The sequence below is a fragment of the Variovorax sp. 679 genome (assembly GCF_003952185.1).
Taxonomy (GTDB): domain Bacteria; phylum Pseudomonadota; class Gammaproteobacteria; order Burkholderiales; family Burkholderiaceae_C; genus Variovorax.
Genome location: NZ_RXFS01000001.1, coordinates 433,611 through 448,163, shown reverse-complemented (window position 1 = coordinate 448,163; position 14,553 = coordinate 433,611). Strand labels below are relative to the sequence as shown.

Sequence of the window (14,553 nt, the reverse complement as noted above, 5' to 3'; positions counted from 1 at the left end):
GGCGTTCAGGCTTGCGTCAACACCAGCCGGCTGCGCGTGCTGCCGGCCCGGCTCACGGCGGCGGCGAGCAGCGAGCCACCGAGCACGTCGAGCAGAACGTGCTGGCGCGTCGCCAGCGTCGAGTAGACGATGCCGAGGGCCCACAGCAGGTTCAGCGCACGCACCCACAGCGGCGCCTCCACGCTGCGCAGCTGACGCTCCAGCAGCACGGCCGTGAGCACAGCGAATGCGACGTGCAGCGACGGAAACGCATTGCCGCCCACGTCGGTGGCCTTGAGGAACTGCAGCGCCGGATACTGCGACCAGTCGACCGGGAACACCGGCACCGTCGTCGGAAAGAGCCAGAACACCGCGAGGCCCACACCCGCCATGATGGCGGCGTCGCGCGCGCAGGCCCAGAGCTCAGCCTTGTCCTTCGCGAAGGCCGGCGCGAGCGAGATGTAGAACCACAGCGAGCCGTAGAGCAGCATCGCGTCGTCGCTCACGCCCACCCAGTGGTCGATCGGCGTGAGCGGCATGACCGTCGGCTCCGACGGCGGGTTGTGCATCACCCAGAAGTACAGCACGAAGAAGCCCGAGATGCCGACGGTGGTGCCGATCATCTTCATCACCCAGAGCGTGGCGAACCGCCGGCCCAACGCCAGGTACCAGGGAATGGAGGAGGTGGTGGAAGAAGTCGCCGGGCGGGTGGTCATTGGCGCCCCAGCTTATGCAACTGCATTGCGTGAACATTGCGCCTCCCGCAAGAAGGCCTCTCCTAGAATGACCGGCCTTTGGCCTCTCTTTTCTCCGTACTCCCACTCCCATGAGAATCCTGCTCGTCGAAGACGAAGTCGACCTGGCGCAAGCCTTGGCCTCCGCGTTGCGGCAGAACCAGGCGGTGGTCGACGTGGCGGGCTCGCTGCGCGAGGCGGAGGATGCGGCGCTCTCGGCGCAGCACGACGTGATCGTGCTCGACCGCGGCCTGCCGGATGGTGACGGCCTTTCGCTGGTGGCCTTCCTGCGCCAGAACGACATACCCGCCGCAGTGCTGGTGCTCACGGCCATGACCGACGTGGCCGAGCGCGTGCTGAGCCTCGACGGCGGCGCCGACGATTACCTGGCCAAGCCCTTCTCGATGGACGAGCTGATGGCGCGCGTGCGCGCGCTGGCGCGCCGCCCCGCGGTGCGCGCCAACCTCGTCATGACGCTCGGGCAACTGCGCTTCGACCATCACACACGGCAAGCCCACGTGGGCGAACACAGCATCACGCTGCCGCGGCGCGAGCTGCTGGTGCTCGAGGCGCTGCTCGAACACCGCGGCCGTACCGTGCTGCGCGAGGCGATGCAGGAGCGCGTGTACGGCCATGAGGACGACATCCAGTCGAACGCGTTGGACACGCACGTCTCGCGGCTGCGCTCCAAGCTCGACAAGGCCGGCGCGCGAGTCGAGATCCATGCCATTCGCGGCGTGGGCTACCTGATCTGCGCGGCGCGTCCGGGTGCATGACGAGATGAGGCAAGGCCTTCTCTCGCTGCGCTGGCGGCTGATCTGGAGCCTGATCCTGTTGCAGGTGGTGGTCGGCACGCTCGTGATGGGCGGCTTCCTCGGCCTCGCGTGGATGCTGGGCCGCGTGGTCGACGAGACGGGGCAGGAAACCATCGCGGTGATCCAGCGCGCCCTGGCGCGCGGCCCCGACGGGAAGCTGGTGGTCGAGCCCACGTCCGAAGTGCAGCGCCTGCGCGAGGCCGATCCGCCGTTCTGGTTCATCGCACGCGACAGCCATGGCGGCGAGGTCCGCAACGGCGAGGTGCCGCCCATCTATGCCGCGCTCTTCGAGTCGCTCGACGGCATGGAGCGCATGGCCATCAACACCGAGAGCGACAACACCCGCCCCAAGGCCCGCTTCGAGCGTGTGGAAACCCGCGCAGGACCGGTGGCCGTGATGACGCAGACCGGCGGTCCGCTGACGGTGAAGAACACGCTCAAGGGCACCGGCATCGCCTTCCTGTTCCTGGTGGCGCCGATGGCGCTGGTGACCTGCCTCGGCGTGATCCTGGCCACGCCGTTCGTCGTGAAGCGCGGCCTGAAGGGCGTGGTGGCCACGGCCGAGCACGCGGAGAGCATCGACGTGCACGAACGCACCACGCGCCTGCCGCTGGCCAACGTGGCGAGCGAGATCCGACCGCTGGTCAACGCGGTGAACCGCGCCTTCGATCGGCTCAACGAAGGCTACGACCGGCAGGAGCGCTTCCTGGCCGACGCCGCGCACGAGCTGCGCACGCCGATCACCACGCTGCAGATCCATCTCGAAGGACTGGAGGACGGCCCGCTCAAGGTGAAGCTCATGCAGGCTTCGGCGCGGCTCGCCACGCTGGCCGAGCAGCTGCTCGACCTGCAGCGGCTGGACCGCATCGCCGCGCACGACCAGCAGCAGGTCGACCTGAAGGCGCTGTGCGAACGCGTGGCGGGCGACATCGCGCCGCTGGCCATCATGAACCGCTGCACGCTGTCGGTCGAAGCACCGAAGCCGCTGTGGGTGCGCGGCGACGCGCCCTCGCTGGAGCGCGCGTTGAGCAACCTGATCCAGAACGCCATCGAGCATGGCGGGCAGGGCTGCGACATCCAGGTGCGGCTGTGGGAGCCTTCGGGATTCGAGGTGCTCGATTCGGGCCCCGGCATTCCGGAGGCTGACCGCGAGCGCGTGGTGGCGCCTTTCCACCGGCTGGTGCCGCGTGGGCGTGGCGCGGGGCTCGGCCTGCACCTCGTGGCCGAGGTCGCGCGCCTGCACGGCGGCCAGCTCACGATCGGGTCCAGCGAATCGGGCGGAGCGAAGATGCGGCTGGAGCTGAACCTCGACCTCTGAGCGCGCGGTTGCAGGGCTCGGAGAACCACCGCGCGAAAAGCTGCCCCAGCAGGCCAGAGGCCGCGACGACCGCGGCGAACCACAGCGGAATCCACGAGGGCGATGCGCCGAGCCGCTGGAACAGCCACGCCGCAGGAATCACGATGAACATGTGGCTCAGGTAGACCTCGTAGCTGTTGCGGCCGAACCAGCGCAGCGGCGCGGCCATTGATCCGGCGCACCAGGTCCACGGCCGCCAGTGCGCGGCGACGAGCAGCAGCGCGATGCCCAGTTCCAGCAGCGTCACCTGCAGGCCGAAGCGTGTGAGACCCAGCTGGTACACCTCCTTGCGAAAGCAGAAGACGGCCGCGCCCAGCACGAGACCGGCCAGCAGCACGGCCCGCTGCATCAGCACCGGCACGCGCGGCACGCGGTGCGCGAGCAGGGCGGCGAGGCAGCCGAAGGCGATGCCGTCCATGCCCGACAGGTAGGAGTGGTCCTGCCACAGCTCGTTGTCGCTGAACACGCTGCGCGCCAGCGGGCCGAGCACGATGGGCACGACCAGCAGCAGGGCCAGCCGCCGCTCGCTGCCGCACAACACGCACAGCAGCGGAAAGCACAGGTAGAAGGCTTCTTCCACCGACAGCGACCACAGCACGCCCCACGGCCCCGGCAGGTAACCGACCTGCGCTTCAAGCCAGTTGAGATGCAGCCCCAGCGCTGCCAGCAGGGCACGCCACAGCGAGACCTTGGACGTGTCGAGCGCGAACCATGCGCTGCCCGCCAGGTGCAATGCGGCCAGCACTGCCAGCAGCAGCAACAGGGGCGGCAGGATGCGCGCCGCGCGAAAACGATAGAAGGCCGCGGGCCGTACCAGCGACAGGTCGCCCCAGCGCCGTATCGACGCGCTCGTGATCAGGTAGCCCGAGACCACGAAGAAGGCGATCACCGCGTAGTAGCCGCTGCGAAACAGGATGCCCGTGGCACGCGGCCCCAGCCATTGGGCCAGCTCCGGCGGCCCGAATGGAATGCGCAGGTTGGCGTGCAGCAGCACCACGAACACTGCGAGCAGCCCGCGAAGCATGTCGACGTGTGCCAGGCGGGGAAGCGGGGCGGAGGAAGCCATCGCCGCGATTCTGTTGCTGCCAGCCGCGCGACGGCTGAAGGGCTCCTGAAGCACCGACAATCGCAGCCTGCCGCCATGCCTCTTGCTGACCAGGACCTTTTCCCTCCGACCGATCTCGCCACCGCACAGGTGCTGATCGCCCGCGTCCGCGCACAGCTCGACGCAGAAGGACACGCCATGCGCGCGCCACCGCCAGAGCCCACCACCTGTTGCGGGCGCGGCTGCAACGGCTGCGTGTGGGAGGGCTGGCTTGCGGCGGTGGCCTACTGGCGCGACGAGGCTTCGCTGCTGCTGGGCTGAACGAAGGGCCGGAGTACGCGTTCGCCCGTCGTATCGGCTTTGAATGCGCGGGGCGAAACCGCTACAGTCGGCGATGGTGCTTGCAGTTCTCGTAGCGCGTCGAGAAGGGCGAGGTGCCCGCCTTCGGCAAGGTCGCCGCAAACAGCAAAAAAGAACGGGCCACGTCGTGACCCACTAGAGGAATGAGGGATACGGATGAGGGCATTTCAGTTCGCTCTGGTCGCCAAGATCGCTTTGCCTGCGCTTTGCCTATGCTTGGCCGCCTGTGTCGCGCCACCGCGGAAAAGCGTGCCTTCCGCAAATTCAGGACAGTTTGGCTCGTACGTATGGCCGGCCCAGGGCAGAACCATCGCGAGGTTCGATGGTCGTGCAAACAAGGGGATCGATATCGCCGGCAATATCGGCGACCCGGTCGTTGCTGCAGCAGCAGGGCGGGTCGTCTATGCCGGCTCGGGCCTGCGGGGCTACGGCAACATGGTCATCATCAAGCATGATGACCTCTTCCTGACCGCTTATGCACACAACAGCCGATTGCTTGTTCGTGAACATGAAACCGTGTACTCGGGGCAGCGAATCGCCGAAATGGGCAACACCGATTCCGACGTGCCGAAGCTGCATTTCGAGGTCAGGCGTGCGGGCGTGGCTGTAGATCCCGAGCCATATCTGCAGATCGCGAAAGGGCGGCCCGAGTCCATGCCGGCTGTGCGGGCAGACGGCGTGGCTGGCCCGAAGGGGAAGGCCACAGGATCGGGTTTTGTCATTGCTGCCAGGCAGGTCGTCACCAATGCCCATGTCGTGGAAGGGTGCAAGAAGATCGACGTAACAGACCGCGGCCCGGCGCGCGTCAAGGCGTTGGATGCGAAGAACGATCTGGCCTTGCTCGAAGTGGATGCGGTCATGGCGCCCGTAGCGACCTTGAGCCAGACCAGACTGCGCCAGGGCGATCCGGTAACGGTTGTCGGGTTCCCGTTGCGCGGATTGCTCGCTGCCGGCCCACAGGTTACGGCAGGCAATGCAACGGCACTTGCGGGTTTGGCGAACAACACGGCGGTCATTCAAATTTCGGCGCCGGTGCAACCGGGCAATAGTGGCGGCCCGGTGCTCGATTCCAGCGGCAACGTCGTTGGGGTGGTGGCAAGCAAGCTGAACGTTCTGAGGGCTGCTGCCATCACCGGCGACATTGCTCAGAACGTGAATTTCGCGGTGGCCCCCTCGACCTTGCGTGGCTTCCTCGAAGCCAATGACGTGGGCTACAGCGCCGTACCGTCGACCAGGAACCTCGGAACCGCGGATGTGGCAGACATAGGCAAGAGGTTCACCGTCGTCGTGGAGTGCGGCGGATATTGAGTGGCCTTTTGCACGCGCGGAACGATCTTTCCGCAGTCGAACGCCGTGACTGCATATTGGCTCCGCACACAGAAAGAGGGCGCAGATGGCTGGTTGGAAAGAGCGCTTGTTCTTCCTCGCCTTTGGTGCATTGGTGGCCGTAGTCGGCTATCTGATGCAGCGCTGGGGCGAGCCGATCGGTTTCCTGATCGGGTTTGTCGGGTGGGTGTGCGTTGCCATGAGTCTGCTGCTTTCAGGAAGCGCCTTCGGGAAGACCATCAACTTCATTTCCCGGTTCTGGTAGGCGCCCTGTTTGCGGCGGCTCCGAGCCACGCACGGCCTACTGGTTCTGCGAACCCCGGTGTGCCCAGCCCGTGGTGTGTTTCTCGACCACGCTGAAGAGCTCGTACATCAGCATCGCCATCGCGCCCACCACCATCAGGCCCGCGAAGGCCAGGCCCATCTGCATGGCCGAGCCGGCCGAGATCAGCAGGTAGCCGATGCCTTCGTTTGCGGCCGTCATCTCGCTGACGGTGGTGCCGACGAAAGCCAGCGTGATCGCCACCTTCAGCGAGCCGAAGAAGTAGGGCATGGAGCGCGGCAGGCCGATCTTCATGAGCACGTCCCAGCGCTTGGCGCCGAGCACGCGCAGCACGTCTTCGAGCTCCGGCTCCAGCGTGGCGAGACCGGTCGCGATGTTGACCATGATCGGGAAGAAGCTGATCAGGAAGGCCGTGAGAATCGCCGGCCCCACGCCGATGCCGAACCACACCACGAGGATCGGCACGAAGGCCGCCTTGGGCAGTGCATTGAAAGCCGTCATCAGCGGATAGATCGCCGCGTACGCGACGCGCGAGCTGCCGATCACGAAGCCCAGCAGCACGCCCACCACGATCGCCAGGCCGAAGCCCGCCATCGTGACCCAGAAGGTTCGCCAGGCGTGGCCCGCGATGATTTCCTTGAATTCCCAGAACTGGTTCCAGATGCGCCACGGGCTCGGAAAGATGAAGTCCGAAACCTCGAATGCCGAGCAGATGATCTGCCACAGCAGGATCACGGCCACGAGCAGAAGCCACGGCGACCAGCGTTCGATTTGCTTGGTGTTCTTCATGGTGACGCGCCCGCTCAGTGAGACACGGCTGCGGCCGTCTGCGCCGCGCTGATGCCCGTGTTGCGGATGGCGCCGATGTGCCCGCGCAGCTCCAGCACGATGTCGGTGAACTCCTTCGTGTACGTGAGCTCGAGTTCGCGCGGACGCGGCAGTTCGATCTCGCGCTTGACCACGAAGCGTCCCGGGCTCTTGCTCATCACGTACACCGTGTCGGCGAGGAACACCGACTCGCGCAGGTCGTGCGTCACCAGGATCACGTTGAATTGCTGCTCGGTCCAGAGGTCGCGCAGGATGCACCACAGCTCCTCGCGCGTGAACGCGTCGAGCGCGCCGAAGGGCTCGTCGAGCAGCAGCATCTTGGGCTCGTGGATGAGCGCGCGGCAGATGCTCGCGCGCTGCTGCATGCCGCCCGAGAGCTGCCACGGAAACTTGTCTTCATAGCCGCCCAGACCCACTTTCTGCAGCAGGCGGCGGGCGCGCTCCTCGTACTCCTTGCGCCTGGCCTTGAAGTTCGAACGGTAGGGCTCGACGATCTCCAGCGGCAGCAGCACGTTGTCGACCGTGGTGCGCCACGGCAGCAGCGAAGGCGCCTGGAAGGCCATGCCCGAGATCTTCAGCGGCCCCGTCACAGGCTGGCCGTCGATGCGGATCTTGCCCATCGACGGCATCTTCAGCCCCGTGGTGAGCTTCATGAAGGTCGACTTGCCGCAGCCCGAGGGGCCGACGATGGCGATGAACTCGCCGCGCTTCACCTTCAGGTCGATGGCCTCGACCGCGAAGTGGTTGGCGCGCAGCAGCTCCTCGTTGTAGGCGAGCCAGACGTCCTGGAAATCGACGAAGGGAGCGACGAAGGGGGCTGCGGCCGCGTCCTGCGATGCGGGCGCCATCACTTCTTCAGGATGTTCAGTTCGGCGGCCGGCGGCAGCAGCGCGGCGGTCCACACCGCGTCGGGGCTCACGCGCGTCTTGGTGTTGAAGGCGTCCGACACCTGCGAGGCCATCAGCGACATGCGGCCCGCGTTGACCGCGCCGAAGCCTTCGGCGCGCGCGTCGGCGCTGTTGATGACGGTGTCGATGGCCAGCTGCAGGCGGCGCGTCTCGAGCTTGCTGTCGATGATGCCGTCGCGCGCCTTCACCGACTCGATGGCCACGGCCGGATTGGCGATGACTTCCTTCGCGCCCTTGGCGAAGGCCGAGAGGAATTTCTTCACCGCCTCCGGGTGCTCCTTGATGAGCTTCGGCGAGGCGATGATGACGTTGCCGTACAGCTTCACGCCGTAGTCGGGGTAGGGAAGGATCACCACGTCGGCTGCCTTGGCGCCGCGCGCTTCCAGGTTGAGCAGCGAGGTGAAGGTGAAGCCGGTGATGGCGTCGATGTCGCCGCGCATCAGCATGGTCTCGCGCAGCGTCGGGTCCATGGCGGTCCAGTTGACGGCGCCGATGTTGTTGGCCTTGGCGAAGATCGGGAACGCGCGGCGGCCCGCGTCGAACACCGGCGCGCCCAGCTTCTTGCCGGCGAGGTCGGCCGGCTTGGTGATGCCGCTCTTCTTGAGCGCCATGACCGAGGCCGGCGTGTTGTTGTAGACCATCATCACCGCGACCGGCTTGTTGGGGCTGTCGGGGTTGTTCGCATGGAATTCCATCAGCGCCGCGAGGTCGGCGAAGCCCATGTCGTAGGCGCCCGAGGCCACGCGCGTGACGGTGCCGCCCGAGCCGTTGCCCGCGTCGATGGTCACGTCGAGCCCAGCGGCCTTGAAGTAGCCCTTGGCGGCGGGGTGCAGGAACAGCGCGGCCGGTCCTTCGAAGCGCCAGTCCAGCTGGAACTTGATCGGCGTCGGGGTCTGCGCAAAGGCCGGGGAGAGGCCGAAGCTGATGGCCGAGGCGGCGAGGAAGGACTGGAGCAGTTGGCGCTTGTTCATGCGGAGATCGATCCGTTGGATGAAAGGGTATTGAATGCTTCTGCATTCAAGCAAAAACGGTGCCCGCACGTGATTGGTGCGAACCCTTCCTCGTGGATCGAAGCAGTGCGCGGCGGGCGCGAACTGCACCCCGCCAAAGCAAAAACGCGGCCGAGGCCGCGTTTCGAGCACTGAAAGCGGGCGATCTGCCCACTCGCCTGTCGCTTGCCTACTTGTCGACCGTGACCTTCGCCACCGCCAGCGCCGTCATGTTGATGATGCGGCGCACCGTCGACGAAGGCGTGAGCACGTGCGCCGAGCTCGCGGCGCCCAGCAGCACCGGGCCCACCGTGATGCCGTTGGCACCGGTCATCTTCAGCACGTTGTAGAGGATGTGCGCCGAATCGAGGTTCGGGCACACCAGCAGGTTGGCCTCGCCGCTCAGCGTGGTCTCGGGCAGGGCGGTGCGGCGGATTTCCTCCGACAAGGCCGCGTCGCCGTGCATCTCGCCGTCGCATTCGATGTCGGGTGCCATCTGCGCGAACAGGTCGCGTGCCAGGCGCATCTTGCGGGCCGATGCGCGGCTGGAGGTGCCGTAGTTCGAGTGCGACAGGAAGGCCACCTTCGGCGGCAGGCCGAAGCGGCGCACTTCCTCGGCGGCCATCACCGCGATGCTGGCGAGCAGCTCGGCGCTGGGGTCTTCGTTCACGTTGGTGTCGGTGATGAATACCGTGCGCTTGTCGAGCGTGAGCGCGTTCAGCGTCGCGAAGCCCGGCGCGCCGCGCTTCAGGCCGATCAGATTGCGGATGTGCTCCAGGTGGACGTCGAAACGCCCGACCAGGCCGCAGATCATGGCGTCGGCATCGCCCAGGTGCATCATCAGCGCGGCGATGGTGGTGTTCGAGCGGCGCACCATGGTCTTGGCGGCCTCCGGCGTCACGCCGCGGCGGCCCATGATCTTGTGGAAGCTCTCCCAGTAGGTGCGGAAGCGCGGATCGTCCTCGGGGTTGACGATCTCGAAGTCGACGCCCGCTCGGATGTGCAGGCCGGCCTTCTTGATGCGGGCATCGATCACGGCGGGGCGGCCCACCAGGATCGGCTTGGCCAGGCCTTCGTCCACGGCCCACTGGGCGGCGCGCAGCACGCGCTCGTCCTCGCCCTCGGCGTATGCCACGCGCTTGGCGGTGGCGATCTTGGCGGCGCTGAACACCGGGCGCATGAACATGCCGGTCTGGTAGACGAAGCGCGTCAGGTGCTGGCGGTAGGCGTCCATGTCCTCGATCGGGCGCGTGGCCACGCCCGAGGCGGCGGCCGCCTTTGCCACGGCCGGCGCGATGCGCAGGATCAGGCGCGAGTCGAAGGGCTTGGGAATGATGTAGTCGGGGCCGAAGGCCAGCTCCTGGCCGGCGTAAGCGGTGGCCACCTCTTCGCTGATGTCGGCCTTGGTGAGCTCGGCGATCTCGCGCACGCAGGCCAACTTCATCTCTTCCGTGATCTTGCTGGCGCCGCAGTCGAGCGCGCCGCGGAAGATGTACGGGAAGCACAGCACGTTGTTGACCTGGTTCGGGTAGTCCGAACGGCCGGTGGCGATGATGCAATCCGGCCGCACGGCCTTGGCCAGCTCGGGGCGGATCTCGGGCTCGGGGTTGGCTAGTGCCAGGATGATGGGCTGCGTGCCCATGGTCTTGACCATCTCGGCCGTCATCACGCCCGGGGCCGAGCAGCCCAGGAACACATCGGCGTCCTTCACCACGTCGGCCAGGGTGCGGGCGCCGGTGTCTTTCTGGGCGTAGCGTGCCTTGGATTCGTCGAAACCGCCCGCACGGCCCATGTAGATCAGGCCCTTGGAGTCGCAGGCGTGGATGTTGGCGGGCTTGGCGCCCAGGCCGACCATCACGTCCAGGCAGGCGATGGCCGCGGCGCCTGCGCCCGAGACGGCGATCTTCACGTCCTCGATCTTCTTGCCGACCAGTTCCAGGCCGTTGATGAGCGCGGCGGCCGAGATGATGGCCGTGCCGTGCTGGTCGTCGTGGAACACCGGGATGTTCATGCGCTCGCGCAGCTTCTTCTCGATGTAGAAGCACTCGGGCGCCTTGATGTCCTCGAGGTTGATGCCGCCCAGTGTGGGCTCCAGCGCCGCGATGATGTCGACCAGCTTGTCGGGGTCGCGCTCGGCCAGCTCGATGTCGAACACGTCGATGCCGGCGAATTTCTTGAACAGGCAGCCCTTGCCTTCCATCACCGGCTTGGCGGCCAGCGGGCCGATGTCGCCCAGGCCGAGCACGGCCGTGCCGTTGGTGATGACGCCCACCAGGTTGCCGCGCGCGGTGTATTCGGAGGCGGTGGCCGGGTCTGCGGCGATGTCGAGACAGGGATACGCCACGCCCGGCGAATAGGCCAGCGACAGGTCGCGCTGGTTCAGCAGGGGCTTGGTCGGGGTGATCGAGATCTTGCCCTTGACGGGCGAGCGGTGGTATTCGCGCGCTGCCTCGCGAAGTGCTTCTTCTGCGGGGGAAAGGGGTGCAGCCATGAAAGTCTCCTTGTTTCTGACGGGCAATGAGGCTACCGCAAAAGCAGGGCCTCTTCTTACAGGGGGAATGCCGAAAACGCCTGGATCTATAGCTTTAGCTTGATAAGACGGGCTCGCCGGTTCGCTAAACTGCCGATCGTTACCTACGGTTAACAGGCGCCGAACCGGCGAGGGACGGCGGTATGGGCCGCGGCGTCGCCGACAACGACAAAACCACGACGAGGGACAACAGCGAATGACATCCGGACCTTTCACCAGCAACGACCCCGATGTCGTGGTCATCGGCGGCGGCCCTTCGGGCTCCACGGTGGCCGCGCTGCTCGCGGACAAGGGGCACGACGTGGTGCTGCTCGAGAAGGCGCAGCATCCGCGTTTTCACATCGGCGAATCGCTGCTGCCGATGAACATGCCGCTGTTCGACCGCCTGGGCGTGCGCACCGAGGTCGAGGCCATCGGCCTGCGAAAGCATGGCGCCGAGTTCGTCTCGCCCTGGCATGACCACAGCAGCCACTTCGACTTCGGCCAGGCGATGGACAAGAGCTTTCCCTACGCCGTGCACGTGCGCCGTTCGGAGTTCGACGAACTTCTGTTCCGCCATGCCGGCAATCGGGGCGCGCGCACCTTCGAGGGACAGCGCGTCACCGGCGTGGACATGGACGCCGGCAAGGGCACCCCCGACAACCGTCCGCTGGTGAAGGTCAAGGCCGACGACGGCACCGAAACCAGCTGGCGTCCGCGCTTCGTGATCGACGCGAGCGGGCGCGACACGCTGCTGTCGAACCAGTTCGACGCCAAGCAGCGCAACCGCAAGCATGCGAGCGCCGCGCTGTACGGCCACTTCGCCAACGCCGAGCGCCGGCCCGGCCGCTTCGAGGGCAACATCTCGCTGTTCTGGTTCGACCATGGCTGGTTCTGGTACATCCCGCTGAAAGACGGCACGGTGAGCGTGGGCGCGGTGGCATCGCCGGCCTACTTCAAGCGCCGCAAGGGTTCGCTCGAAGAGTTCCTGATGGAGACCATCGCGCTGGCACCCAAGCTGGCGGCACGGCTGAAGAACGCCACGCTGATGGAAGGCGCCACCTCCACCGGCAACTACGCCTACGACTCCAAGTTCTGCCGCGGCGACCGCTTCATGATGGTGGGCGACGCCTATGCTTTCGTCGATCCGATGTTCTCGTCGGGCGTGTACCTGGCGATGAACAGCGGTTTCGAGGCCGCGACGGCAGCCGATCACTGGCTCAAGGGCGAGGCAAAGGAAGCCGAGCGTGCCTTCCGTCACTACGAGAAGGTCATGAAGCGAGGGCCGAAGATGTTCTCGTGGTTCATCTACCGCATCACCTCGCCGGCCATTCGCCGCCTGTTCATGGCGCCGCGCAACATCTGGCGCATGCAGGAGGCGTTGCTGTCCATCCTGGCCGGTGACCTGTTCCGGGACACGCCCATCGGGCCGCGCTTCTGGGGTTTCAAGGTGACGTACTACGCCTCGTGCCTGGGCATCCTGCCGCAGGCTGTGAAGACCTGGGCCTGGCGCCGGCGCAATCTCAAGGAATCCTTGGAGACCGCTGCAAAAACCTGACTCTTTTCGAGGAACACCGCGGAACCGGCTTTGCCGGGCCGCTGGTGTTGCACCCGGCGAGGGGGAAGGAGAAGCGGCACGAAGTGCGCGAAGCCTGGGGGAGTACCTGGTCAGTCCGGCGTGACGGTGTGCTGCGCCAGCGCTTCCAGCGCACGCACCAGCGCCGAATGGTCGAGCTGGCCGTAGCCCAGTGCCGCGCAGGCGTTCATCAGTTGCGCCGCGCCGGCGGTCTGCGGCAGTGCCACGCCCAGCGAACGGGCGCTCTGCATCGCGAGGTTCAGGTCCTTCTGGTGCAGGCCGATGCGGAAGCCCGGCGCGAAGGTGCGCTTGATCATGCGTTCGCCGTGCACTTCGAGAATGCGCGAGCTGGCGAAGCCGCCCATCAGTGCCTGGCGCACCTTGGCCGGATCGGCACCCGCCTTCGAGGCGAACACCAGCGCCTCGCCCACGGCCGCGATGTTCAGCGCCACGATGATCTGGTTGGCCACCTTGCAGACTTGGCCGTCGCCGGCGCCGCCCACGAGCGTGACGTTCTTGCCCATCTTGTCGAGCAGCGGCTTCACGCGCTCGAAGGTGCCTTCGTCGCCGCCGCACATGATCGTGAGGCTGGCGGCCTTGGCGCCCACCTCGCCGCCGGAGACCGGCGCGTCGATGTAGCCGGCGCCCAGCGCGGTGATGCGGCGCGCGAAGTCCTTGGTGGCGATCGGGTCGATGGAGCTGCAGTCGACCACGATCTTGCCGCTGGAGCCCTTCAGGCCGGCGGCCACGCCTTCGGCGCCGGGCACGCCGAACAGCACCTTCTCGACGTCGGGAGTGTCCGGCACCATGATGAAGACGATGTCGGCCTGGCGCGTCACTTCGGCTGCCGAGGCGCAGATGGTGGCCTTCGAGACGAAGGGCTCGGGCGTGTTGCCGTGCGTGTTCACGAACAGCTGGTAGCCCGCGTCGAGCAGGTGGCCCGCCATGGGCGCACCCATGATGCCGAGGCCGATGAATCCGATTTTCTGTTGCTGGGTCGTCATGTCTCTGTTTCCTTGTCCGATTTCATTCATTCATTGCTGCGTGAGCGCCTGGCGCCAGCCGAGGCCCTCGACCGTGGTGGCGCGGGGCTTGTATTCGCAGCCGATCCAGCCGTCGTAGCCGAGCGAGTCGATGTGCCTGAAGAGCCACGGGTAGTTGATCTCGCCCGTACCCGGCTCGCCGCGACCCGGGTTGTCGGCCAGCTGGATGTGGCCGATCTGCGTGAGGTGCTTCGTGAGCGTGTTGCCCAGTTCGCCTTCCATGCGCTGTGCGTGATAGATGTCGTACTGCACGCGCAGGTTGGAAGAGCCGACTTCCTCGATCAACGCCAGCGCCTGGTAGGTGCGCGTGAGGAAGAAGCCCGGGATGTCGAAGGTGTTGATGGGCTCGATCAGCAGGCGCAGGCCCGCCGCCTCGAGTTCGCGCGCGGCGAGGCGGAGGTTGTCCACCACCGTCTTGTGCGCGAGCTCGCGGCTCACGCCGGCAGGCACCTTGCCGACCAGGCAGTTGACCTGCGGGCAGCCGAGCGCGGTCGCGTAGTCGATCGCCACGCCGATGCCTTCGGCGAACTCGCCGGTGCGGTCGGGGTGGCAGGCGATGCCGCGCTCGCCCTTGTCCCAGTCGCCGGCGGGCAGGTTGTGCAGCACCTGCTGCAGGCCGTTGTCGCGCAGGGCGGCGGCGAGTTCCTTCTTCTCGAAGGGGTAGGGGAAGAGGTACTCCACTCCCTTGAAGCCGGCCTTGGCGGCGGCCTCGAAGCGCTGCATGAAGGGCAGCTCGGTGAAGAGCATCGTGAGATTGGCTGCGAACTTGGGCATGTCTGTTCTCTTGGTTCTCTTCTCTCG

The 14,553-nt window shown here is 66.5% G+C and carries 14 protein-coding genes and 1 pseudogene; 7 read left to right on the top strand and 8 right to left on the bottom strand.

What is annotated here, in order from left to right:
- Positions 1–5: 5 nt before the first annotated feature.
- Positions 6–695, bottom strand: a complete 690-nt coding sequence (locus EJO71_RS02045; RefSeq protein ID WP_240651249.1) for a phosphatase PAP2 family protein — start codon at positions 693–695, stop codon at positions 6–8.
- A 110-nt stretch (positions 696–805) separates the two neighbouring features.
- Between EJO71_RS02045 and EJO71_RS02040 the strand changes: the two genes are divergently transcribed.
- Positions 806–1,489 (top strand): response regulator transcription factor, encoded by a 684-nt coding sequence (locus EJO71_RS02040; RefSeq protein ID WP_125947038.1) that lies wholly within the window; start codon positions 806–808, stop codon positions 1,487–1,489.
- A 4-nt stretch (positions 1,490–1,493) separates the two neighbouring features.
- Positions 1,494–2,846 carry a HAMP domain-containing sensor histidine kinase gene (locus EJO71_RS02035; protein ID WP_125947039.1) on the top strand — a complete coding sequence of 451 codons (1,353 nt, stop codon included), beginning with the start codon at positions 1,494–1,496 and terminating at the stop codon, positions 2,844–2,846.
- Here the strand turns inward: EJO71_RS02035 and EJO71_RS02030 are convergent.
- Complete coding sequence (locus EJO71_RS02030) at positions 2,782–3,951, bottom strand: acyltransferase (RefSeq protein WP_125947040.1); 1,170 nt, start codon at positions 3,949–3,951, stop codon at positions 2,782–2,784. The genes EJO71_RS02035 and EJO71_RS02030 overlap by 65 nt on opposite strands.
- Positions 3,952–4,026: 75 nt before the next feature.
- Here EJO71_RS02030 and EJO71_RS02025 point away from each other — a divergent pair, with 75 nt between their 5' ends.
- From EJO71_RS02025 to EJO71_RS02015, 4 genes and pseudogenes are all read left to right on the top strand, one after another.
- Positions 4,027–4,251, top strand: coding sequence for an oxidoreductase-like domain-containing protein (locus tag EJO71_RS02025; protein ID WP_125947041.1), 225 nt, complete (start codon positions 4,027–4,029; stop codon positions 4,249–4,251).
- A gap of 318 nt (positions 4,252–4,569) precedes the next feature.
- Positions 4,570–4,917 (top strand): annotated as a pseudogene (locus EJO71_RS34695) (peptidoglycan DD-metalloendopeptidase family protein); the annotation flags it as partial.
- A 27-nt stretch (positions 4,918–4,944) separates the two neighbouring features.
- The gene (locus tag EJO71_RS34690) at positions 4,945–5,598 is read left to right on the top strand and encodes a trypsin-like peptidase domain-containing protein (RefSeq protein ID WP_240651276.1); all 654 of its coding nucleotides are present in this window, start codon (positions 4,945–4,947) and stop codon (positions 5,596–5,598) included.
- Between the two features lie 85 nt (positions 5,599–5,683).
- Positions 5,684–5,881, top strand: a complete 198-nt coding sequence (locus EJO71_RS02015; RefSeq protein ID WP_125947042.1) for a hypothetical protein — start codon at positions 5,684–5,686, stop codon at positions 5,879–5,881.
- Between the two features lie 36 nt (positions 5,882–5,917).
- On the opposite strand, the gene EJO71_RS02010 is transcribed toward EJO71_RS02015, so the two are convergent.
- The 4 genes from EJO71_RS02010 to EJO71_RS01995 form a co-directional block, all read right to left on the bottom strand.
- Positions 5,918–6,688 carry an ABC transporter permease gene (locus EJO71_RS02010; RefSeq protein ID WP_125947043.1) on the bottom strand — a complete coding sequence of 257 codons (771 nt, stop codon included), beginning with the start codon at positions 6,686–6,688 and terminating at the stop codon, positions 5,918–5,920.
- A gap of 14 nt (positions 6,689–6,702) precedes the next feature.
- Positions 6,703–7,575: an ABC transporter ATP-binding protein gene (locus tag EJO71_RS02005; RefSeq protein WP_125947044.1), complete on the bottom strand. Its 873-nt coding sequence runs from the start codon at positions 7,573–7,575 to the stop codon at positions 6,703–6,705.
- Positions 7,575–8,606 (bottom strand): ABC transporter substrate-binding protein, encoded by a 1,032-nt coding sequence (locus EJO71_RS02000; protein WP_125947045.1) that lies wholly within the window; start codon positions 8,604–8,606, stop codon positions 7,575–7,577. The genes EJO71_RS02005 and EJO71_RS02000 overlap by 1 nt, the downstream gene beginning before the upstream one ends.
- A gap of 208 nt (positions 8,607–8,814) precedes the next feature.
- Positions 8,815–11,115, bottom strand: coding sequence for an NADP-dependent malic enzyme (locus tag EJO71_RS01995; RefSeq protein WP_125947046.1), 2,301 nt, complete (start codon positions 11,113–11,115; stop codon positions 8,815–8,817).
- A gap of 235 nt (positions 11,116–11,350) precedes the next feature.
- Between EJO71_RS01995 and EJO71_RS01990 the strand changes: the two genes are divergently transcribed.
- Entirely contained in the window at positions 11,351–12,691 is a 1,341-nt protein-coding gene (locus EJO71_RS01990; RefSeq protein ID WP_125947047.1) for an NAD(P)/FAD-dependent oxidoreductase, read from the top strand.
- Between the two features lie 110 nt (positions 12,692–12,801).
- On the opposite strand, the gene EJO71_RS01985 is transcribed toward EJO71_RS01990, so the two are convergent.
- Positions 12,802–13,713, bottom strand: coding sequence for a 2-hydroxy-3-oxopropionate reductase (locus EJO71_RS01985; protein WP_125947048.1), 912 nt, complete (start codon positions 13,711–13,713; stop codon positions 12,802–12,804).
- Between the two features lie 30 nt (positions 13,714–13,743).
- Positions 13,744–14,526, bottom strand: coding sequence for a hydroxypyruvate isomerase (gene hyi, locus EJO71_RS01980; RefSeq protein WP_125947049.1), 783 nt, complete (start codon positions 14,524–14,526; stop codon positions 13,744–13,746).
- Between the last annotated feature and the right edge of the window lie 27 nt (positions 14,527–14,553).